Genomic DNA, 20106 nt, shown 5'->3' with positions numbered 1-20106 from the left:
CGTCTCGGAACCCTTTTCACCAACACTCACAAGGAGAGTAACAATGAAACGCAAGTCTGGTTCGCAATGGTTCAAGATCGGACCAATCGTCGTGGCAGTTATCATCTTACTGCTTGCACTGGCTTCACCAGCGTTTGCCCAGGGAGGTGATACGTTGGGCGTGGGACTCAGTTTGGGGGCCATCTGCCTGATTGTGATACCCATTGTGGCTGTCTACGTCTGGATGATTCTCTGGATTCGCAAGGATGCAGCCCAGCGAGGACAGTCAGGGTGTATGCCAATAGCATTGGTCCTCATTTTTGGCCCGATTGGCCTGGTCATTTGGCTGTTGATGCGCCCGAAAGACCAGGTCTAGCTTGGCCAACTTGCGAATATGATCCCCCGATAAGTTGCCGGCGCCGTCACGGTGCTGCTCACAGTCCTGCCCTGGGAACCTTGCTGGCATTGGTCCAGCTCGCGGCATAGCTGTTGCCCCTGCTACGCAGGCGTTCAACGCAAGTGGGACGTGCGCAGCCCCGAGAATTAATCATACCCACGATCAACGGTAGAAAGGACATGTTCATGATAGCATCTTCACGCTCATCGCTAAACCAGCGCAGTCTCGGGATGGTCGTCACCCTGATGATTTTGGCCCTCGTGGGCGGAATTGTCTCAGGCTGCGGAAATACGAGTATGCGCCAGCCGAATGGAAGGTGGGAAGTAGTCGCGCAGGCCGGAGACGTGTCCAAGAGATTGGCCCAGTCTCTGCCTTCCACAGTTGGCGACGAGATCGAGTTTCTCAGCAAAGGCCAGCTCAAGATAACCGGCAGTGAGTCCGACTCTGGGACTATGCAGTATTCCTTCCCTGACCCAACTCACCTGAAGATCGAAGATTCTACGGGGCGTCTGGATGTCGTTGAATACTCCCTCGCGGACAACGTACTATCCCTGAGTGACGGGATAATAACTCTGACTCTGAAGCCCTACAAGGATCTTGATCCAACACCTGCCAATCTCGCCGGGACTTGGACCATATCTCACGATTCTCTTGGCAACCAAGATGACTCGATAACCATTCGCGGTGCACTCTCCGATGTCTTTGATTTGCTGGGAGCAATTATGGGCGGTGAGAACAAGCCACCAGCGGAGCGATGCCTGGTTACCGATCATCAGGAAGGCATCGCGGGTAGCGTCGATTCCTACTCGCCCACGGAAATCACCTTCGGCGCGGATGAGACCCTTTCCATGCAAGACCGGTTTGAGTCCACATGGCAGGGCCAATTCGATGCAGGACCACCAGGACCACCTGACCTTAGCGTCTCAGCAGACAAGACACCCCACGGATCGGATGGTGACCCCTTTGCCAACATACAAGCAAACTGCCGGGTTGTCCTATTGACGAACGCCAAACTTGTCCTGGGCACGACCGACAACGTGCTACTCAAGTATCTGCGAGCTCCAGCTATCGATGCACCAATCGCGACCGATGTGACAACGCCGCCCCTCGAACGGTTAACGCCAAGCCCTACCACTGTGCAGGGTGACTGGATGGTCGGGGGAGGTGGCAATGGCGGCATTCACTTGAGCGCGGATGGAACAGCCGGGGTAAGTGGCTGGGGATTGGGGGCCGGTGCGTCAGGTATGTATCTGTACCCTGCAACATATCGCGTGGAGGACAACAGATTGTATATTACCATCGATGAGATCTCAGGCACTTACCCACCACCACAGCCTCCTGTCATGGACATGGTCTTTACCATTGTCGATCTAACAAGAGATAGTCTGACTCTGCAAGGTGATCAGATACAGACGGCCTTCAACACTGCACCCCCCCTGATGCTCTTCAGACCGCATTGGTGAGTTGTGCCTACCCACTGTGCCAATGAAGGCTGAGACAGTTGAGCGGTCGAAATTAGTGTACGATTCAGATAGGGAGAATTGTACATGTCAGACGAAAAGACTGTTCAAGCCAGTCATGACGACCAGCGTGGGGCCGATGCAGTCAACACGCCGGACCCGGAAGTCATTCCGAAGGCCGAGCGAACAGCCACCATAAAACGCATCTAATTCTTGATAGTCCACACAATCGCTAAAAACAAGGAGAATGAGACATGAACGACATCGTCGAAAAGACTTCCAAAGGCCACAAATTAGGCTCATTAGGAGCATCTCTGGCTATCTTGTGCTTCTTTCTGCCCTGGATTCTTGTATCTTGCGGCGGGCAACAGGCGTTGAGCGGATGGGAGTTATCCGCTGGAACTTCTATCGGAGGCCAGCCAATTGAAGGGAAACCTATACTTTTTTTGGTACTAATTGCCGGTATTGCCGTCATTGCACTGGCATATCTTGCATATAAGCGCGGAATGCTAACGGGGCTAGATGGATATGGCCTCATTGGACTTGGGGTTTTACCTTTGATTGTGCTACTGGCACAATATTCTAGGCAAGAACAAGCCCATCAACAAGGATATACGTTTGAGTCCCAGTTTGGCTTGTGGGGCGTAGTCGTAGGCTACATAGGCGCAATCGTTGGAGGTGTTTTCAACCTCAACGAATCAAAATAGAGCACTTACGTAACCTGACATGAATTGAGTGACCGAGAAGTGTATAACAGTCCATAACACCTGGACGCTGACGAATCCCAACAGCAGCGCCACGGCGACGCGCATTCACTTCAGTCGCATCGAGACCGAATCAGGATATGATTACGTCTACGTGCGTGATGCTAACGGCAACCAGATCAATCGCTTCGACGGCAATCGCTCTGACACGTGGTCGGCGACGGTGCCGGGGCGCACGGTCAAGGTGCAACTGACCTCGGACGGTTCAGCGACCGCCTGGGGCTTTTGCGTTGACAGCATCGAGTCTGTCAGTGCCGGTAACAACAATAACCTGGCCCGAAACAGACCATCTTGGGCAACGTCACAGGAAAGCAGTTCTTATCCTGCAAGTGCTGGAAACGGTGGAAATGCCGGAACGCGTTGATCTTCGCAAATCAGCAGCACGCTCGGCGATGAATGGTGGTGGGTAAACATCGGTGGTAGCAGCTATGACCGCGTTATCATTCGTTGGGAAGCTGCCTACGCTACTCGACATTTTGTTGGATGGTCCAGCGACTGTAGCAATTTCACTGGTTACTGGTATTCCATTAGCGCGCCAGGTGACTATGGTTATCAGATAGGCTCCCATAATGCGCAATGCGTGGGGATCTTAATGCGCGCGCGCGTCGCAAATGAACAACTATTCTTTTTACGAGTCCGAGGTTTACAACGGAGCATGGCCGGGTGCGATGGGACCGGATGGCCAACCGGAAAATCTGTCGCCAGCCGAGGGCAATTCATCCCGGGAAAAGATTCAGATTTACACGCCTGAGCTATAAAAGCTGCCACAGGAGGAAACATGAGATCAAGACTTGTCCCTAAACACCGAGACCTGCCGGTGTACCGAGTGGCTAGACTGGGGACAATAGTGGTCCTACTCGTGACGTTGCTTGGACCTGCCGCACTTGTCGCGGGCTTGCCGGAGCAACCAATCACGAAGATCGTAAGTCCAGAGTCGTCTCACGTCCCAGGTGGTGAACACTGGTTGCGTGGTTTTAACGCGCCAGGAATGAACGCAACTGTCTCGGCTCTGGCTGTTTCGCCTGATGGATTCGTATATGCGGGTGGCGAGTTCACCACCGCTGGTGAGGCGGTGGCAGCCCATATCGCTCGTTGGGACGGCAATGCTTGGGATCATCTTGGCACCGGAATGGGGGGTGTCGCCTGGCCCCGTGTCTACGATCTCGCTTTGGGGCCGGACGGTTACCTCTATGCTTGTGGATGGTTTACGACCGCGGGCGAAGTAGCCGCTAATCATATTGCTCGCTGGGACGGGTCCTCGTGGAATCCCTTAGGTATTGGCATGACAGGTGAAGTTCGATCTCTGGCCGTGGGACGGGATGGCTCCCTTTTCGCTGGAGGGCTCTTTATCAGCGCTGGCGGAGTGACAGCCAATTACATCGCTCGTTGGGATGGTTCTTCCTGGCATAGCCTGGGAAGTGGGATGGATGCTCCCGTTGAGGCCTTAGTGGTGGGATCGGACGGCTCACTTTATGCCGGAGGATGGTTCAGCACTGCAGGTGATGCGGCTGCCAGTCGCATCGCTCGTTGGAATGGCACTCAGTGGCAGTCTCTAGGCAGCGGATTGAATGACATCACCCAGGCCCTCGCGATTGGCCCCGATGGCTCACTCTATGCCGGAGGAAGGTTTAGTTCAGCTGGCGGATTGGAGGCTAACCACGGCGCACGCTGGGATGGGACAACGTGGCATGCTCTGGGCAACGGCATGAATGGTGACGTCCTTGCCCTGGCGTTCGGACCAGACGGCTCGCTTTACGCCGGAGGCTATTTCGCCACCGCAGGTAGTATGGTCGCAAACAACATTGCTCGTTGGGATGGCTCCTCGTGGAGCTCTTTGAACAACGGGTTAGACAATTTGGTTGGCGCGCTGGTGGTTGCCACAGACGGTTCTCTTTATGCCGGGGGAAGATTCGTTACCGCAGATGGAGTGGTGGCCACCCACATAGCTTGCTGGGATAGCGCTTCGTGGCACTCCATGGGGAATGGCAGTGGAATGAGCACTGGCGTCGGGTCCTTAGTTCTTGGTCCGGAAGGTTCGCTTTATGCCGGAGGATCGTTTACGACTGCTGGCGACGTGGTAGCTAATCATGTTGCTCAGTGGGATGGTCGCCGATGGCATCCCTTGAGCACCGGAATGAGCGGTTTAGATTACAGTGGTGTCTACTCTTTGGTCGTAGGTCCAGATGGCTTCCTTTACGCTGGGGGCGAGTTCATCACGGCAGGCGGAACAGCAGCCAACCGTATTGCCCGCTGGGATGGTGCCTCATGGCACTCCCTTGGCAGTGGAATGGATGGCCCGGTTAGCGCCCTAGTGTTTGGCCCGAACGGCCATCTCTATGCCGGGGGGAACTTCTCCAACGCCGGTGGCGTAGAAGTCAACCACGTTGCTCGCTGGGATGGTGCTTCTTGGCATCCGCTCGGTAGTGGGATGAATGGGGGGGTGGCTTCCATGGTTTTTGACGCGGATGCCTCACTCTATGTAGGTGGAAGCTTCGATAATGCCGGCGGGACAGCGGCCGGGCATGTGGCTCGCTGGGATGGTATCTCGTGGCATCCCTTGGGTGCCGGTACAGATGGCAGTGTCTTGGCTCTGTCCATGGGTCAAGACGGCCTGCTCTATGCCGGAGGTTATTTCACCATCGCAGGCGGAATGGTGGTCAATCGTATTGCCTCCTGGGATGGCACGTCGTGGTACCCTCTGGGTACTGGCGTGTATGGCTTTGTGAATGCCCTGGCAGCAGGCATTGATGGGTCCGTCTATGCTGCTGGCAATTTTCTCTACGCCGGAGGCGTATTGGCGCACCTGGTAGCGCGTTGGGATGGCGGCGCATGGCATGCTTTGGGCACTGGGCTGGGAGAATCTCCATACCCAAGTTACGTGAGCGATCTCGCGATAGACACCGCGGGCGAGCTTTGGGCGGCGGGTTCATTCGGTACGGCTGGCGGCAAACCGTCCACCTACGTTGCGGTCTGGAGTCCGACTGCCATGAGTTGGTTTCTGCCGGTAATTCGCAGACGAGTTGACCACTGATATGCACTTCCGTAGCCGAACGATCCACTTGAGTGCGTTGGTCGAGCGCTCATTTTCCCCTTTGCCGCTAAAAGGAGTATCATAGGCCGCGCTGAATTGACGGTTAGCCTCCTGTTGACTCGCCGCACGGCCTCGAGAATGGGGCGCTGACCGTCCATTACGTCACCCTCGATATCCAGTCTGCAAGTGAAAGAAACGGTGAGTTAGAATATGAGTGGCTCCAAGCGCCTGCCTATTCCAGAATCTGTTCGGGAGCAAGTCGCCCGGATTGTGACTGACTTCAACCAGGTAGTGATCAAGAACTCTGAGTGCTCTTACGTTCCCCGGTATCGAGGGAGTTTCCTCTATTTGGATCGCCGCAACTATGGCGCTGTGGGGCCGATCGCTCGCCTGACGTATCAAGGCGGCATGAATGATTGGACTTTTGCGATCTACAAATATAGTAACGAGCAATATGACTCTCATGATTGGTTCTTCCCAGGCTCTGAACATGCGGACGGAACAGTCGTCGGGGCCATGAAAGCTGGCCTGAAGGCTTATCCGTTAGGCAACGATCGGCGAATGGGCGCCATACGCCGATTGTTTGTGCGCATGTTTGGTCATCAACGGTGACACGATGAAACTCTGGGAACAGATCAGCGATACGTTCAACCTTATCGCCGGTGTCCTGCGCTCGCAGGCCGGCGACCCTAACGCGTGGGAGCCTGCCATACCTCTACCGGATTGACGGCTGCATCCCAACGCGCGGGGATATGAACGCTGGATGGCCGTCATCAGGCCTCTCCTGGAAGAAGCCGCTCGCAACCGCCACTGATCGGTTGAAACCCGCCTCACCCCTGGCCCAATCATGTGAGTTCACACCGCTTTCGTTGACGCCTGCTTGCCTGGTCCACGATACGCCCAGGAATCAAGTCGGGTTGAGGACAAATATGTCAACGACACCCACACCTGATCAGTTGCTCGGCGCGACCGCGCGCTGGACGGCGAGCGTGCGCGTGCTGGAGAGTGCGCGTGACGACCGGCTGTTCGACGACCCCGGTGCGGAGACGCAGGTCGGTGCGGAGGGCGCGGCGAATCATGGCTTCCAGCTTGGCGCAAAGTTGGATGCGTGACGGGATTTGTTCTTCAAGGAAATTGGGAATGCTATGAAAATCCTCTTTCCTATGCTATAATCGAGCCATCAAGGACGAACATCAAGGAACATCAAGGAACATCAAGGAGACAAGGCTATGACTGTTGGGACTGTGACCGTCAAGCTGCCCAAAGACCTTTATACCAGGCTGGACACCCTGGCGAAGCAAGAGCGCACTGACGTGGTGGTGCTCCTGAGCCGCCTGGCTGCTTTGGCGACGGCGCCGCGGACGCAGGCTGAGCCATCCACCACCGCGTTCCAGCGCATTCTTGACCGGGCCACCGACTTGGGCGTGAGCGATCTTGCTGAACAACACGACCACTATCTCTACGGCACCGAGAAGCAATGAAGCCTCCGATCTTCATTGACACCGGTTACATCCTGGCATTGATCAACACCGCCGATGAGCACCACGGCCGCGCAGCTGCGGCTGCGCGCCAGATCAAGCCGCCATTCCTCACCACTGAGGCTGTGCTGACGGAGATCGGCAATGCCCTGAGCCGCGCTCGCTGGCGCGCCTTAGGTTACGCGACGATCCAGGATTTGCGCGCCGATCCCCACATTGAAGTCGTGCCTGTGGATGCCGCCCTATTCGAACGTGCCCTTACGTTGTACGGCGATCGCATGGACAAGGAATGGGGTTTGACCGACTGCCTATCCTTCGTCGTGATGCAGGAGCGAAACATGATGCAAGTGTTGACGACCGACCGGCACTTCGGTCAGGCCGGGTTCGCGAACCTGTTGTCGGATCTCCCGGCTTACTCCTGATGGTCCTTCGATAGACGAATGAGTGATTGATCCAACCCGCCGAGGTGAACGATGGGCTCAACATCATCCCCACGCTGATGCCCGACATGCCGCACAATTGGTATGTGTGCGCAGAGAAGCAACCAGTTGCGTAACAAACGCCCCCGCGCCGTGTATACACCGATAGGACAATCAGGACTTAATGAAACCATGAACCGAACACGCGTGCTCTTTTTGGCTATTGTGGGCTTTGCTTTCCTGATCGTGCTCGTCGCGGCGATCAGCCGCAACGGCGGGGGCAACGGCGGGGGTAACGGGCCGGGGACTGCGACGGCCACCACCGCGCCGTTGCCCAGGGGCACGGTCCGCGTCACCCTGGCGTCGTCCAACACCAAGAAGGTCTGGCTCGACCAGGTGGTCAAGGGGTTCAACGCCGCGCGGCAGAAGACGGCCGCCGGCAATGCGATCGTGGTGGAGGTCAGCCACGTGACCTCCGGCGCCTCGCTGAACGCGATCCTGGCCGGCACGCTGCAGCCGGTGGCCTGGAGTCCCGGCGACCCATCCTGGGTGGAGCAGGCCAACACGGCGTGGGCGCGCGAGCATGGCAATCGCCCCCTCGCCAGCGACACATGCCCGGCCACCATCTTTGCGCCGCTTGGCTTTGCCATGTGGCGGCCGATGGCCGAGGCGCTCGGTTGGCCGGACAAGCCGATCGGCTGGGATACGATGGTCGCGCTGGCCGCCGATCCTGACGGTTGGGCCAGCCGCGGCCGTCCTGAGTGGGGCCGCTTTACCTTTGGTCATACTCACCCCGCCTATGCCAATTCTGGTCTGCTCTCCATGACCACCTTCGTGTACGGTATTGCCGGCAAGCAGGACACCCTGACCGTAGCCGATGTCTATGCGCCGCAGGTCAAGGAGGCCATGCAGTTGCTGGAACAGAACACGGCCAAGTACGGCCGTGAGGCGCCGGCTATCCTCGATTTGATGGCACGCCAGGGCACCAGCTACCTGCACGCGGCGGCCGTGCCGGAGGCGGAGGCGGTGCGCTTCAATGTGGAGCGCGGCGCCGAGTTGAGCTTTCCACTGGCTTTCATCTTCCCGGCCGCGGGCACCATCTGGGCCGACCATCCCTACTGTGTTCTGGACAACGCGCCCTGGGTCACGCCTGAGCAGGCCGAAGCGGCGGGCATCTTCCGCAGCTATTTACTTGCGCGCGAGCAGCAGGAGATGGCGATTGACAGTTACCTGCGGCCGCTGGATCGCTCCATTCCTCTCCACGCGCCGCTCGATCTGGCGCACGGCACGGACCCCCGCGTCAGCCCGGCCACGATTCCCGCGCTGCCCAGCCCCAACGCCGACATCAGCGCGGCCGTGATTGACCTGTTCAAGATCACCAAGCGCAAGGCCACGATTTATGTGGCGATTGATGTTTCCGGCAGCATGTCCGGCGCCAAGATCCAGTCTGCTCGCACGGCAACGGCCGAATTCCTGCGCCGGCTTGATCCAGAGGATCGGGTGGGCGCCTTGATCTTTGGCGACCGCGTGACTGAACTGCAAGACCCGCAGCGCACGGGCGATGTGGGCGAAGGCCTGTCGCAGCGCGTGCTGAGCCTGACCAGCGGCGGCAGCACGGCGTTGTACGAAGCGGTCTGCCAGGCCAGCAGGGCGTTGGAGGATCAGCGCCGCGCGGATCGCGCCGCGGGCGATGCGCGCTTGTACGGCGTGATCCTGCTGTCCGATGGCAGGGACACCGCCGGCAAAGTGACGGAGAATCAGATGTTTGCAACCTGCCTGCCGGCCAACGCGGAGACGGACGGCATCAAGCTGTTTTCTATCGCGTTTGGGAGCGATGCGGACAAGGAGGTGCTGGGTCGCATGGCCAGCGTGACCGGTGGGCGGCTCTACACGGCCGATCCCGCCTCCATCAGCGATGTTTATCTCTCCATTTCCGCGGAACAGTAGGCGGTATTAGCGTATTGGCGGCTTTATTGCGCGCCCAGCCCCTGCCTGTGCTACAATAGCGTCCAGCATGACGATCGGGGTGGCATGATGACTGATCTTGTGGTTGTTTTCGTGACCGGGTTGACCACCGGCGGCCTGAGCTGTCTGGCGGTGCAAGGCGGCCTGCTCGCCAGTTCGATTGCGCGCCAGGTGGAGGAGGATGTGCAGGCTACGCTGGTCGCCAAACCAGCGGCGCTGCCCAAAGGCAAGAAACGGCGCCAGGCGCTGGCTCAAGCGACGCCAATCGCGCCGGCGCGACCCAAGCACGTGGCGCGACCGATTGCCCTCTTCCTGCGCGCCAAACTGGTGGCTTACACGCTGCTCGGTGCGCTCCTGGGCTGGCTGGGATCGGTTCTGCAATTGACGCCCACCGTGCGCGGCATTCTGCAGATCGCGATTGGCATTTACATGGTGGGCAACGCCCTGCGCATGTTCGAGGTGCATCCGATTTTCCGCTACTTCGTCTTCGAGCCGCCGCGCAGCCTGACCCGTTTCATCCGCCGCACCGCCAAGAACAGCAGCAGCGAGGTGATCACCCCGCTCTTTCTGGGGCTGCTCACGGTGCTGATTCCCTGCGGTGTGACCCAGGCGATGATGGCGCTGGCGGTTGGCAGCGGCAATCCGTTGGCCGGCGCGGCGATCATGGCCGCGTTCACCCTGGGCACCAGCCCAACCTTCTTCACGTTGGCCTACCTGGCAACGCGCCTGGGCGGCGCGCTGGAGGCGCGTGTTCTCAAGGTCGCGGCCATCGCCGTCCTGGTGCTTGGGTTGATTTCGGTCAACACCGGCCTCAATCTGCTCGGTTCGCCGCTCTCGTTGAACAATGTCGCCCGCGCCCTGCTCCCCGCTGCGGCCGTACCCGCAACCACCGGCTCCGTCACCGATCTGAGCGCCATCGAATGCGATCCGAAGCTGACCTCGTGCGCGGCGAATGGGGGAGCCAGCACTGAGTCGGGACAGGCCGACACCGAGAATACCATCACCGTGCGTGCGCTCAACGATGGTTATTTCCCGGCTTCGACGCGGGCTAAGGCGGGGCAGCCGGTGCGGCTCGATCTGGTGACCGACAAGACCTATAGCTGTGCGCAGGCGTTTGTGATTCCCGCCCTGCGCATCGAACGCCTGTTGCCCCCTTCAGGTGTGACCAGTATTGATCTGCCGCCGCAGAAGGCCGGCAGCGTCCTGCGTTTCACCTGTTCGATGGGCATGTACGGCGGGCAAATCCGCTTCGAATAGATTGCTCTGGTGAGCGGAGGGGATTGACGAGATGGTGAAGAAGGTTTTTCGGGTGCCGAATATGCGCTGCAGCGGCTGTGCTATGGCGCTGGAGGGGCTTGAGGATGAGCTGGACGGCGTGAAGGCCGTCAATGCCAGCTACCACAAGCAGACGATGGAAGTGGAGTACGACGAACGCCGGCTGACGGAGGCCAGGATCATCGCCGCGGCCAAACAGCTCGGCTATGATGCCCTTCCGGCGTGAGTCTCCTTGCCTGGGGGCGCAATCGCGGATGTAAATGCGGGTGGCCTCACCTCAACCCCCGACCCCTTCTCCTCTCCGCGCGGCGGAGAGGAGAAGGGGGGAAGAGAGCGTTGTCACGCCGGAGGCGTGACTTACGGGCGGATGGCGCTGGGTGCAGGGGGGCGTGATCTGGGGTAGAGGGGCGTTGTCACGCCGGAGGCGTGACCTACGGGGGTAGACACGGCGAGGGGCCGGTCATCATGGGATGACCGGCCCCTCTGTTTTCAGGCGGTTCGAGTCTGTAACCGCCGGGTGCTCGGTTACAGACCTGTCTTGGATGTCAGTACGAGACCCGCAGGGCAGCCCAATCGAGCGAGAAGTCGCGCACGGTGGAGGCGGCGACCGAGATGATGCGCACGCGCAGGTTGGTATCGTTCAGTTGCGTCGTGGTCCAGGTGTGCCCCCAGGTGTCGGTGGCGCCGCCGAGCACGTAGCTGGCCTCAGCCGTGGTCAGCGTGGCGGTTGACTTGGCCGTGCTCCAACTGACGCCGCCGTCCCATGACAGTTGTACGCAGAACTTGGGCGAGCCGGAGGTGCTGTCCACCTTGGCATCCAGCCGTACTTCGATGCCCTTGACCGTCGCGCCGCCGGGGAGACTGACGCCGTAGGTGTAGAAGCGCTGGCGGTCCTTCTTGGCGTTGCCGCAGGAGGTCGCCGTGCCGGCGCCGCTGTTGTTATCTACGGCAAAGAGACCGTCATCGGCATACGCGTTGGTGGGGCTGACCTCGAAGCCGTTGTTGTCACCGCCGGTCTCAGCCGCGTTGGAGGCCGGGCTGAGGAAGCCGGTGCTGCCCGGAGGCGTGGTGGGGGTGGCGGTCGGCGGTGCTGTCGTTGGTGTCCAGGTGGCAGTCGGCGGCGCTGCCGTTGGCGTGGCCGTGGCCGGCGCGGGCGTTGGTGTGGCAGTGGGCGGCGCCGATGTGGGCGTGGCGGTGGGCGTCTGGCTCATGGGCACGCAGATCTGCAGGCTCCAGCCGCTCAGGCTGCCGCCGTCCAGGTTGGCGTTGTCGTGAATGATGAGGGTCCAGGCGCCGTTGGCGTTTTGCCCGTCGAACGCGGAGAGGGCGTTGCTCGGACGATAGGTGCCACCACCGATCGGCGGACAGGGCCAACTGCCGGCGGCGGCTTCGTCATCCAGGTTGAGGTTGAAGTTGTCCTCAGAACTGCACGAGCGCGCCATGATCTGCACCAGGGTGCCGAGTGGGCTTTGCAGGTTGAAGTCCAGGTCGTTGATCCAGGTGTGCGTGCCGTTGAGGCCCAGCACGTTGATGTCACTGATGGCGCCGCTGCCGCTGACGGCCAGCACTGAGCTGACCGTGGGCGTGCCGCTGGCGGAGATCGTCTTGGGCACGTCGCTGCTGGCAAACGTGGTGCAGGTGGTGGGCAGCGGGGTCGGCGTCACCGTCGCGGTCGGCGTGGCTGTCGAGGTTGGCCCGGGGGTGGGCGTCGGCCCGGATGTACACTCGGCCATCTTGAAGCTGCCGATGCGGGTCTTCCATGATGAGCCGGAGGTCGAGAAGTATTCGGTGGTGAACCAGAAGGTGCAGTCGTCGGTGGGGTCAACCGTCATATCGGCGTAGTCGCCCCAGCGGTTGTGCGTGGCGGTCTGCGAACCGGTGCCGGCCAGCAGGGTGGCTTCCGTTTGCAGGGTGCCCAACGTGTCGGTGCCCAGGCGCGTGGCGTAGCGGATGGCCGGGTACATGCTGCTGCTGGAAACGCTGTAGCCCAGGGCGATGTTGCCGTTGCGATCCATGGCGATGCTGCCGACCCAGCGATGTTCGGCGCCGGGCGCCTGCGTGCCTTCCTGGTACAGTGACCAGGCGCCGCCAGAGCGGCGCAGTTCGAACCAGCGGATGCCGGCGCGATCCGAACCGACATCCACGGTGAAGTTGCCTGCCAACGCTTCATAGCTGCCGAAGTTGCGGTAGGCCAGGCGGAACATGGGCCATTCGGACAGCGGGTCGAGCTTGGCGGTGGTGCCCTGCTGCGGGATGCAGTTCATGACGAAGAAGCCGCAGACGGTATAGGTGTAGCTGGAGACGGGGATGGTGGACACCAGGGTGAAGGTGGAATTGGCCGGCGTGGTGAAATCGGGCACCAACTGGAACACTTCCAGCCGGTCCACGCCGCCACCATGCCCGCTGTAACTGTTATCCTTGAAGGTGTAGAAGGTGCCAGCCGCGTTCGCGGGCGGCGCCGTGGGGCCATCCACATCGGCTGGCATCAGGAAATTGGTCTGGCCGGTAAACTTGACATAAGTGGCGGACAGACCTTGCAACATGCGCGTGCGGTTGAACGCATACGCGCCGTAGGTGGACTCGTTCGATGACATGTAGTAGGCGTCAGGCCAGGCGCCGAACTTGAAGTAGTCAGGTAGCTCGGTCACCGAGAAGTCGTAGGTGTAGTAGGCGCCCTGGGGATTGGCCGTTTGCGAGATGGCGACGCAGATGTAGTAGGGGCTGGCCGAGACGAACTGACTCAGCAGCCAGCGGTCGGCCATCTGATCGTAAACCACAACCGGGTCGCCGTCATTGCGGGTGCCGCAGCGGGTGCCCGCGCCGCCCCACAGTTGGTTGATGGCGGTTGGGCCGGCCAGCAGGGCGCCGCTCTTGTTGAAGATGGAAAACGTGCTGTTGACCATCTGCACGTAGTGGTTGGGGCCGACATCGCCGTTGGTGTCTGGCGGGGAGCCGGAGCCACCCGTGGCATAGCTGATGCCGTCGAAGCTGAGGATTAGGCCGGGGGTGTTTGCGCCGTTGTTGTTGGAGCGATCGAGCAAGGGGTCTGGCCCGCCGTTGGGCAGATCAACCGGCCCTTGCAGGAAGGTGGACTTGTTCTGGCGTGGGTTGATCTCACGATCGAGCTTCAACGGCGCTGGCTCCACGGTTGGCAGCTCGCTGACAGGGCGGCTGAGACCCGGCTTGACCTCTTCGCTGACGTAGAGAGTGACTCCGCCTTCTTGCGGACGGAGCGTGGTGGATGTGGCGACGCGAGCCAGCCGGGTAGAAAACAGCAGTACCACGGCGAGCAGCAAGACACTGAACGTACCGAGCAACTTGAGATAGCGATGCATGATAGGCTAATCCTCCTTCGAATTGCCTGAACTGAACTGTCTTTACGCAAAGGCGCAGAGGCGAAAGACATTTTCATTCACGGTTGCGCGCTGGGCGCATGGGAAAGTGACTTGGAAATGCGCCGAACGAGTTCGGCGCGACGAAGTTCGTTGTGACTCTGATTTTACTTCGGTTTTTCGGGTACGGCAAGTTGGAAATAGGACAATGTTTGTGAAACTGCTGCGTTGGTTGCCTCCTCAACCGTGGCCTGGCCATAGAAGGCCCGTTCGATTTCGCGATTGACCGTCTCTTCGATGCCCACCCAATTGGGCAGCAGCGGCAGGCGGCGGATGGTGGGGATGACACTGAGAAAGACGCGGCTGCTGGCCGGTGCTTGCGCGGGATCGAGGAAAGCGGCCGATTCAGCCACCTGGCGCAGCGAGGGCACGGTGCGACCGGTTTCGGCAATGATCTTCTGGCCGTCCACCGAGTTGGCAAATTCGATGAACTGCCAGGCGGCGTCCTTGTCGGGTGCTGCGGCTGCCAGGCAATAGGCGTCGGCGTGGAGGATGGTGGCCGCCTGCTGCCCCTGCGGCATCGGCGCCACATCCCACGTGAAGGTCTTGATGGCGCGGTAGGTGGGCACGCCGCGGCGGCTGTTGAAGAACATGGCCAGGCGTCCATTGAGGAACCGATTTTCGCTGCTTTCGCCCTGTTCGGCCACGGCGTCGGGCACGACTCCCTCTTTTACCTGCAAATTGACGAACCACTGGAACGCGGCCTGCGCCTCCGGCGTGTCCAGCGTGATGCGGGTGGGATGGTTGACGTCATCCACGATGTCGCCGCCGTTGGCCCAGATGAACGGCGCCAGGCGGATCAGGCTGGGCGCCATGCCCGCGCCGTACTGCTCAGGCCGACCGTCGCCGGTGTTGTCGCGGGTCAAGATCTTGGCCGCGGCCAGAAAGTCGTCCCAGGTCCAATCGGAGGCCGGGTAGGAAAGGCCGGCCGCGTCGAACAGATCACGGTTGTAGTAGACGACCAGGCTGGAGATGTTCTGCGGGATGCACCACAGTTGATTGTCAAGCCGGAAGCCCTCCAACGCCTGGGGATAGAAATCGGCTTCGTGAACGACGCTGCTGCGTGCCAGGTAGGGGCCGAGCGGCTGCAAGCCGCCCGGCGCGGTAAAGGCGGCAAAGCGACGAAAATTGAGCAGCATGATATCCGGCGGCGCACCCGCGGCAAAGCCGGCCGTCAACTGGCGGCGATAGTCACTCTCATTCGGTACATGGCGCAGCTCGACCCGAATGGAGGCGTAGCGTGCGTGGAAAGCATCTACGAGCTTTCGGTAGGCGGCAAGCTCGATCGGATCACCGAACACCATGAACGACACGGCGCCGCCGGGGGCTGGCGTGCTGGCGCAGCCGGGCAGGTTGAGCAGAACGAACAGGCTGAGAAGTAGCGCGAACACTCTTTGCATACAGGCACCTCGCTGAAAAGTGGGGGTGCGGTGGTCAACGCTCGACATCGAGCAGGGCGCTGCGCAGGAAGGAGCGTTGCAGCAGGGCAAAGATGATGACAACCGGCGCGATCTGCAGGACGGCGCCGGCCAGGAACCAGGGCCAATTGGTAGCATCCACCTGACGCAGGAGCTGCAGCGCCACAGGCAGGGTGTACCATTCGGGGTCGAAAATGTAAAGGACCGGGCTGACGAAATCGCTCCAGTACAGGGCGAAACTGAGCACGGTGACCGCGGCCACGGTGGGGCGCGCCAGCGGGAGTGCGATATGCCACCAGAGGGTCGGGCCATCTGCTCCGTCCAGGCGGGCAGCTTCGTACACCTCGGCGGGGGTGTGACGAAAGGCCCAGGTGAAGAGTAGGACGAACAACGGGCTGCTGGCGCCCAGGGCCGGCACGATCAAGGCCCACAACGAATCGAGCAGATGCAGCCAGCGCAGTAACTGGAAGCGGAACATCCAGCCGGACGCGGAGGGCACGATCAGCAGGCCGATGGTGATCATCAGCACGCGCCGGCGCCAGGCGCCCTCCAACTGCGCCAGGCCCAGGCCGGCCAGGGAGGCGGTGATGAGGGTGAGCGGCACCGCTACCGCGACCACGATGACGGAATTCAGCGCATAGCGGGCAAAGGACACCACGCGGAAGATGGCGGGGTAGTTGTCCCAGAAGGGGGCCGCGGGCCACCATTGCACCGTGTTGGGCGGGGGCAGACCCGGTTCGCGCAGCGATGCCACGATGACCCACCAGAGCGGGAGCAGGAAGAGCGCGCTCAGCAGTACGGCCAGCGCGTGGCGCAAGAAGCGGGCCAGGCGCTCAGACATCAACCCCTCCGGCGCGCGCCAGGCGCAGGATAGCCACGATGAGAAGCGCCATGAGCGCGTACATCATCACCAGGAGGGCAGAGGCCAGGCCGTAGTCAACGAAATCAAAGGACAATTCGTAGATCAGCAGGGGAAAGAACATGGTGGCGTAGTAAGGGCCGCCGTAGGTCAGGATGTAGGTGGGGGTAAAGGTGGCTTGCAGGCTGGCCAGGATGTCGCGGCAGGTCAGCAGCAGAATCCAGGGCAGCAACAGGGGGAGGGTGATGCGCCACAGGATTTGCCAGGCTGAGGCGCCGTCCATGCGCGCCGCTTCATAATAGACCTGCGGCGTGTTGTGTAACCCGGCCAGCAGGACCAGGAAGCCTTCACCCATCTGAAAAACGAGCATGATGATGATGGCCAGGCGCGCGGAGGTGGGGTCGGTCAACCAGGTGGGCAGCGGCAACCCCACCAGGGCCAGCAGATGGTTGAGCGGTCCATACAGCGGGTTGAAGATCCGCAGCCAGATCAAGGCGTAGGCTGCTTCGGGAATCAGGGTTGGCAGGTAGGCCACGGCGCGGTGGATGGCAAAGCGGCGGCCGGACGGCCGCAGGAGCAGCGCCAGCCCCAACGCGGCCATCAAACGTAGGGGCACCGCCAGGCCGATGAAGAGCAGTGTGTTGCGCAACGACAGGCCGACGAGCGGCGACGCCAGCAGTTTGCTGAAGTTTTGCAGGCCGATCCAGACCGGCGGCTGCAGGGCGTTGTAGCGCGTGAAGGCCAGAACGAGCGTAGCCAGCGCCGGCAGGACAACGAGCACCGCCATGCCGATGAGGAAGGGCGCCAGGAAGAGGCGCATTTGGGCCTGGAAGGAAGGTGGGCGCATGGATCGGCTCTACGCTTCGCCGAACGTCTGCCGGAAGACTTCCGGCGCGTCGCGCTGCACCACCGCGGGGGTGATGGCGTTGGTGCGGCAGATGTCGGCATACGTCTGCGCGCTGGCTCGCGGCTGGCGTGCCTGCGTGGCGGTGTCCAGCTCGATCAGGCCGAAGCGCAGATGCCAGCCCTCGGCCCATTCGAAGTTGTCTACCAGGGTCCAATGAAAGAAGCCTTCGACGGGCGCGCCGGCTTGGATGGCGCGCTGTACCGCGGCCAGGTGGGTGATGAGGAAGCGAGGGCGTTGGTCATCATCGGCATCAGGCAGGCCGCATTCGGTGATGTAGATCGGCTTGCCGCAGGGTGTTAGTTGCCGCAGTAGTTGCTCCAGGCTGTCGGGTACGCACTCGCTGTAGGGCGCGCCGCTGCTGGTGAGGTCGCTCATCTCGCCGGTTGGAGAGAAGGAGCGCCGGCCAAACAGATCGCCCGGCACGCGCAGGTCGAAATGCACCAGCTCACGCGTGTAGAAGTTGATGCCCAGGAAGTCGCTGGAGTCAACCAGCGCAACGACGGTTTCGCCCAGGCCCAGAGGCGGGCGCAGGACGCCGTCGCGGATGGCAGTCAACAGGCTTTGGTTGAACAGATAGTCCTGCATCCTGGCGACCCAACGGTCGAGGCGGGCCGTGGGTCTGGCCGGGACAAAGGGGCGCAGTTGCAGCGCCAGGCCCACCTGCGCCTGGCTGTCTTGACGATGGATGGCGTGATAGGCGGCCGCGTGCGCCAGCAACAGGTTGCGCGTTACCCGAAAGGGCGCCAGCGGGCTGCGTTGGCCTGGTGGAAATTCGCCCACCAGGTAGCCCAGGGTGGCGACCACATTGGGTTCGTTGATGGTACACCAGAGGTCAACCAGGTCACCCAGTTCACCGGCCACGCGCTCCACGAAGCGCTGGAAGAGCGCCACGCTGCGCGGGTTGAGCCAGGCGCCCTGCGCCTCGAACCAGAGCGGGTTGGTGAAATGGTGCAGGGTGACCATGGCGCTGAGGCCGCGGGCGCGCAGCGCAGTCAATATCTCGCGATAGCGGGCAAAGGCGGCCGGATCGAAGACGCCGGCGCTTGGCTCCAGACGACTCCATTCAACCGATAGGCGATGGGCGTTCTGGCCCAGGGCCTGGGCGCGATCGAGATCAGCCTCGGCGCCGCCTGGCGTCCACCAGTTGCAGGCCAGACCGGAGCGCTGATTTTGGTGGATGTGGCCGGGGATTTGCTCCCAGGCCCACCACTGGTTGTTGCGATTGTTGCCCTCCACCTGGTGGGCGGCGGTAGCCGTTCCCCAGAGGAAGCCAGCCGGAAAGTGCCGGGCCGTTACGTGGGTCATGCAGATTTTCCGTCTGGCTCCTTCTGTTTCGGCGCAGGGCTGCGCTAGTGTGCGGTTCTGGGCGTGGTCGGCAGGTACAGATGGCGTGAGAGGTCGCTGCCGAAATCGAAGCTCACATCATCCACAACGAAGCTCGACGTGAGCCGTGCGTCGGTGTAGACGCGAAAGAGGACGCGCACCGTCTTGCCGCGAATGGCGTCCAGATCGGCTGAGTTGAGGATGTAGGTGTGGGGCTGATACTGATTGGTGGGGGGCACGGCATCAAGCGTGATTGCATCCACGTAATGGGAGCCGTTGACGGGGTTCACCAGTTGCAGCGTGAAGTAGTCCACGGTGTAGGCTGTCTCGGGGGTGAACGACCAATACCACAAATGGAGTTTGGCGAAGTTGATGTTCGCGGGCACATCAACGTTCTGAAACATCTCGTCATCGGCGTCGTTGTAGCCGCCGAGCCAGGCTGCGTAAACACCGCTGTATGGGGGGCGTGGCAGAGAACCCGTGGGGCGGATGATGACGGTGCCGGTTTCGGTCCAACCAACGTGATAAAGCTCGAAATCGCCATTGACCAGCAGTTCGTCATCGGGAATGGCGGCTTGAGAGTGAGACGTCATCATGAACAGGGCAGCAATGGCCAGGCACAGCGCCATCAGGCTTCGAATACCATGGGGAGAACGGCATAAACGCAACAAGTACATTGAACCTCCAAGAAGCAAGACACGAACCTGTGTTGAGGTGCGTCCGGAACCTGGAGTGAAGTGTACACAAAGATCGAACAAATAGCAAAACTGTGCCTGCAAGTCCGTAGTTGCCAAAGCTGCCGGGCTGTGATACATTCAGCCCGCGTTTCCGAATCCTTGCTATCAGGGTGAGTAAGCAGCCATGCGCGTCATTACCGGATCGGCCAAAGGCCGAACCCTGTTCCCTGTCCCCGGCGATTCGACGCGGCCCGTGACCGATCGCGTGAAAGAGGCGCTTTTTTCGATCCTTGAATCCCAGGGCGCGGTGGAGGATGCCCGTTTCCTGGACCTGTTCGGCGGCACCGGCGCCGTCGGTATCGAAGCCCTCAGTCGCGGCGCGGCCGAGGCTGTCTTTTGCGAGAAGGATCGCCGGGCGCTCGCCACGATACAGAGAAACTTGCTGCACACCGGGCTGGCCGCCCAGGCACGCGTGGTGGCCGGTGATGCCTTCGCCTTTCTGCAACGTGCGGATGCCGCGGCGTTCGATCTGATCTACATCGCCCCGCCGCAATACCGCCAGTTGTGGGAAAAGGCGCTGCTGCTGGTAGATGCATGCCCGCAGTTGCTGACCGCTGCTGGGCAGGTTGTTGTCCAGATTCACCCGAAGGAAGATCGCCCCCTGACATTGGCCTCCCTGCGCCGTTTCGATGAACGCACGTACGGCAGCACCCTGCTTGTGTTCTACGGCCATGCTCCACAAGAATAAGGGAATGAGGAAGG

The 20106-nt window shown here is 60.9% G+C and carries 19 protein-coding genes; 13 read left to right on the top strand and 6 right to left on the bottom strand.

Features of this window, described 5'->3' with window-relative positions; all coding sequences use genetic code 11:
• Nucleotides 1-43 precede the first annotated feature (43 nt).
• The 12 genes from IPM84_06775 (at nucleotide 44) to IPM84_06720 (ending at nucleotide 10994) form a co-directional block, all read left to right on the top strand.
• Nucleotides 44-355 carry a hypothetical protein gene (locus IPM84_06775; GenBank protein MBK9092470.1) on the top strand — a complete coding sequence of 104 codons (312 nt, stop codon included), beginning with the start codon at nucleotides 44-46 and terminating at the stop codon, nucleotides 353-355.
• A 251-nt stretch (nucleotides 356-606) separates the two neighbouring features.
• Nucleotides 607-1839, top strand: coding sequence for a hypothetical protein (locus tag IPM84_06770; GenBank protein MBK9092469.1), 1233 nt, complete (start codon nucleotides 607-609; stop codon nucleotides 1837-1839).
• Between the two features lie 251 nt (nucleotides 1840-2090).
• The gene (locus IPM84_06765) at nucleotides 2091-2543 is read left to right on the top strand and encodes a hypothetical protein (protein MBK9092468.1); all 453 of its coding nucleotides are present in this window, start codon (nucleotides 2091-2093) and stop codon (nucleotides 2541-2543) included.
• A 28-nt stretch (nucleotides 2544-2571) separates the two neighbouring features.
• Entirely contained in the window at nucleotides 2572-2964 is a 393-nt protein-coding gene (locus IPM84_06760; GenBank protein ID MBK9092467.1) for a hypothetical protein, read from the top strand.
• Nucleotides 2965-3588: 624 nt separating this feature from the next.
• The gene (locus tag IPM84_06755) at nucleotides 3589-5631 is read left to right on the top strand and encodes a hypothetical protein (GenBank protein ID MBK9092466.1); all 2043 of its coding nucleotides are present in this window, start codon (nucleotides 3589-3591) and stop codon (nucleotides 5629-5631) included.
• Between the two features lie 210 nt (nucleotides 5632-5841).
• The gene (locus IPM84_06750; GenBank protein ID MBK9092465.1) at nucleotides 5842-6243 is read left to right on the top strand and encodes a hypothetical protein; all 402 of its coding nucleotides are present in this window, start codon (nucleotides 5842-5844) and stop codon (nucleotides 6241-6243) included.
• A gap of 317 nt (nucleotides 6244-6560) precedes the next feature.
• Entirely contained in the window at nucleotides 6561-6743 is a 183-nt protein-coding gene (locus IPM84_06745) for a hypothetical protein (GenBank protein ID MBK9092464.1), read from the top strand.
• A 117-nt stretch (nucleotides 6744-6860) separates the two neighbouring features.
• Nucleotides 6861-7112: a hypothetical protein gene (locus IPM84_06740; protein MBK9092463.1), complete on the top strand. Its 252-nt coding sequence runs from the start codon at nucleotides 6861-6863 to the stop codon at nucleotides 7110-7112.
• Nucleotides 7109-7531: a type II toxin-antitoxin system VapC family toxin gene (locus tag IPM84_06735; protein MBK9092462.1), complete on the top strand. Its 423-nt coding sequence runs from the start codon at nucleotides 7109-7111 to the stop codon at nucleotides 7529-7531. The genes IPM84_06740 and IPM84_06735 overlap by 4 nt, the downstream gene beginning before the upstream one ends.
• 189 nt (nucleotides 7532-7720) lie before the next feature.
• Complete coding sequence (locus IPM84_06730) at nucleotides 7721-9475, top strand: substrate-binding domain-containing protein (GenBank protein MBK9092461.1); 1755 nt, start codon at nucleotides 7721-7723, stop codon at nucleotides 9473-9475.
• A gap of 84 nt (nucleotides 9476-9559) precedes the next feature.
• Nucleotides 9560-10750 (top strand): sulfite exporter TauE/SafE family protein, encoded by a 1191-nt coding sequence (locus IPM84_06725; protein MBK9092460.1) that lies wholly within the window; start codon nucleotides 9560-9562, stop codon nucleotides 10748-10750.
• Nucleotides 10751-10781: 31 nt separating this feature from the next.
• Entirely contained in the window at nucleotides 10782-10994 is a 213-nt protein-coding gene (locus tag IPM84_06720; GenBank protein ID MBK9092459.1) for a heavy-metal-associated domain-containing protein, read from the top strand.
• A gap of 319 nt (nucleotides 10995-11313) precedes the next feature.
• Here IPM84_06720 and IPM84_06715 read toward each other — a convergent pair whose 3' ends face one another.
• From IPM84_06715 to IPM84_06690, 6 genes are all read right to left on the bottom strand, one after another.
• Nucleotides 11314-14103: a proprotein convertase P-domain-containing protein gene (locus tag IPM84_06715; protein MBK9092458.1), complete on the bottom strand. Its 2790-nt coding sequence runs from the start codon at nucleotides 14101-14103 to the stop codon at nucleotides 11314-11316.
• 164 nt (nucleotides 14104-14267) lie between these two features.
• On the bottom strand, nucleotides 14268-15560 hold the full coding sequence (locus tag IPM84_06710) for a sugar ABC transporter substrate-binding protein (GenBank protein MBK9092457.1): 1293 nt from the start codon (nucleotides 15558-15560) through the stop codon (nucleotides 14268-14270).
• Between the two features lie 34 nt (nucleotides 15561-15594).
• Nucleotides 15595-16419, bottom strand: a complete 825-nt coding sequence (locus IPM84_06705; protein MBK9092456.1) for a carbohydrate ABC transporter permease — start codon at nucleotides 16417-16419, stop codon at nucleotides 15595-15597.
• A complete protein-coding gene (locus IPM84_06700) occupies nucleotides 16412-17257 on the bottom strand; it encodes a sugar ABC transporter permease (protein MBK9092455.1) in 846 nt (281 codons plus the stop codon). The genes IPM84_06705 and IPM84_06700 overlap by 8 nt, the downstream gene beginning before the upstream one ends.
• 36 nt (nucleotides 17258-17293) lie before the next feature.
• The gene (locus IPM84_06695) at nucleotides 17294-18649 is read right to left on the bottom strand and encodes a glycoside hydrolase family 1 protein (protein MBK9092454.1); all 1356 of its coding nucleotides are present in this window, start codon (nucleotides 18647-18649) and stop codon (nucleotides 17294-17296) included.
• Nucleotides 18650-18693: 44 nt separating this feature from the next.
• Nucleotides 18694-19263 carry a hypothetical protein gene (locus IPM84_06690; protein MBK9092453.1) on the bottom strand — a complete coding sequence of 190 codons (570 nt, stop codon included), beginning with the start codon at nucleotides 19261-19263 and terminating at the stop codon, nucleotides 18694-18696.
• 265 nt (nucleotides 19264-19528) lie between these two features.
• Between IPM84_06690 and rsmD the strand changes: the two genes are divergently transcribed.
• Entirely contained in the window at nucleotides 19529-20092 is a 564-nt protein-coding gene (gene rsmD / locus IPM84_06685) for a 16S rRNA (guanine(966)-N(2))-methyltransferase RsmD (protein ID MBK9092452.1), read from the top strand.
• Nucleotides 20093-20106 lie beyond the last annotated feature (14 nt).

Source organism: Candidatus Amarolinea dominans (assembly GCA_016719785.1).
GTDB classification, from domain to species: domain Bacteria; phylum Chloroflexota; class Anaerolineae; order SSC4; family Amarolineaceae; genus Amarolinea; species Amarolinea dominans.
The sequence above is the reverse complement of the archived record's forward strand: the minus strand, read 5'-3'. Positions and strand labels throughout refer to the sequence as shown.

Coding starts and splice junctions, on each gene's coding strand:
- IPM84_06775 (MBK9092470.1), top strand. CDS start 44: ATGAAACGCAAGTCTGGTTCGCAATGGTTCAAGATCGGACCAATCGTC.
- IPM84_06770 (MBK9092469.1), top strand. CDS start 607: ATGGTCGTCACCCTGATGATTTTGGCCCTCGTGGGCGGAATTGTCTCA.
- IPM84_06765 (MBK9092468.1), top strand. CDS start 2,091: ATGAACGACATCGTCGAAAAGACTTCCAAAGGCCACAAATTAGGCTCA.
- IPM84_06755 (MBK9092466.1), top strand. CDS start 3,589: ATGAACGCAACTGTCTCGGCTCTGGCTGTTTCGCCTGATGGATTCGTA.
- IPM84_06750 (MBK9092465.1), top strand. CDS start 5,842: ATGAGTGGCTCCAAGCGCCTGCCTATTCCAGAATCTGTTCGGGAGCAA.
- IPM84_06745 (MBK9092464.1), top strand. CDS start 6,561: ATGTCAACGACACCCACACCTGATCAGTTGCTCGGCGCGACCGCGCGC.
- IPM84_06740 (MBK9092463.1), top strand. CDS start 6,861: ATGACTGTTGGGACTGTGACCGTCAAGCTGCCCAAAGACCTTTATACC.
- IPM84_06735 (MBK9092462.1), top strand. CDS start 7,109: ATGAAGCCTCCGATCTTCATTGACACCGGTTACATCCTGGCATTGATC.
- IPM84_06730 (MBK9092461.1), top strand. CDS start 7,721: ATGAACCGAACACGCGTGCTCTTTTTGGCTATTGTGGGCTTTGCTTTC.
- IPM84_06725 (MBK9092460.1), top strand. CDS start 9,560: ATGATGACTGATCTTGTGGTTGTTTTCGTGACCGGGTTGACCACCGGC.
- IPM84_06720 (MBK9092459.1), top strand. CDS start 10,782: ATGGTGAAGAAGGTTTTTCGGGTGCCGAATATGCGCTGCAGCGGCTGT.
- IPM84_06715 (MBK9092458.1), bottom strand. CDS start 14,103: ATGCATCGCTATCTCAAGTTGCTCGGTACGTTCAGTGTCTTGCTGCTC.
- IPM84_06710 (MBK9092457.1), bottom strand. CDS start 15,560: ATGCAAAGAGTGTTCGCGCTACTTCTCAGCCTGTTCGTTCTGCTCAAC.
- IPM84_06705 (MBK9092456.1), bottom strand. CDS start 16,419: ATGTCTGAGCGCCTGGCCCGCTTCTTGCGCCACGCGCTGGCCGTACTG.
- IPM84_06700 (MBK9092455.1), bottom strand. CDS start 17,257: ATGCGCCTCTTCCTGGCGCCCTTCCTCATCGGCATGGCGGTGCTCGTT.
- IPM84_06695 (MBK9092454.1), bottom strand. CDS start 18,649: ATGACCCACGTAACGGCCCGGCACTTTCCGGCTGGCTTCCTCTGGGGA.
- IPM84_06690 (MBK9092453.1), bottom strand. CDS start 19,263: ATGATGACGTCTCACTCTCAAGCCGCCATTCCCGATGACGAACTGCTG.
- rsmD (MBK9092452.1), top strand. CDS start 19,529: ATGCGCGTCATTACCGGATCGGCCAAAGGCCGAACCCTGTTCCCTGTC.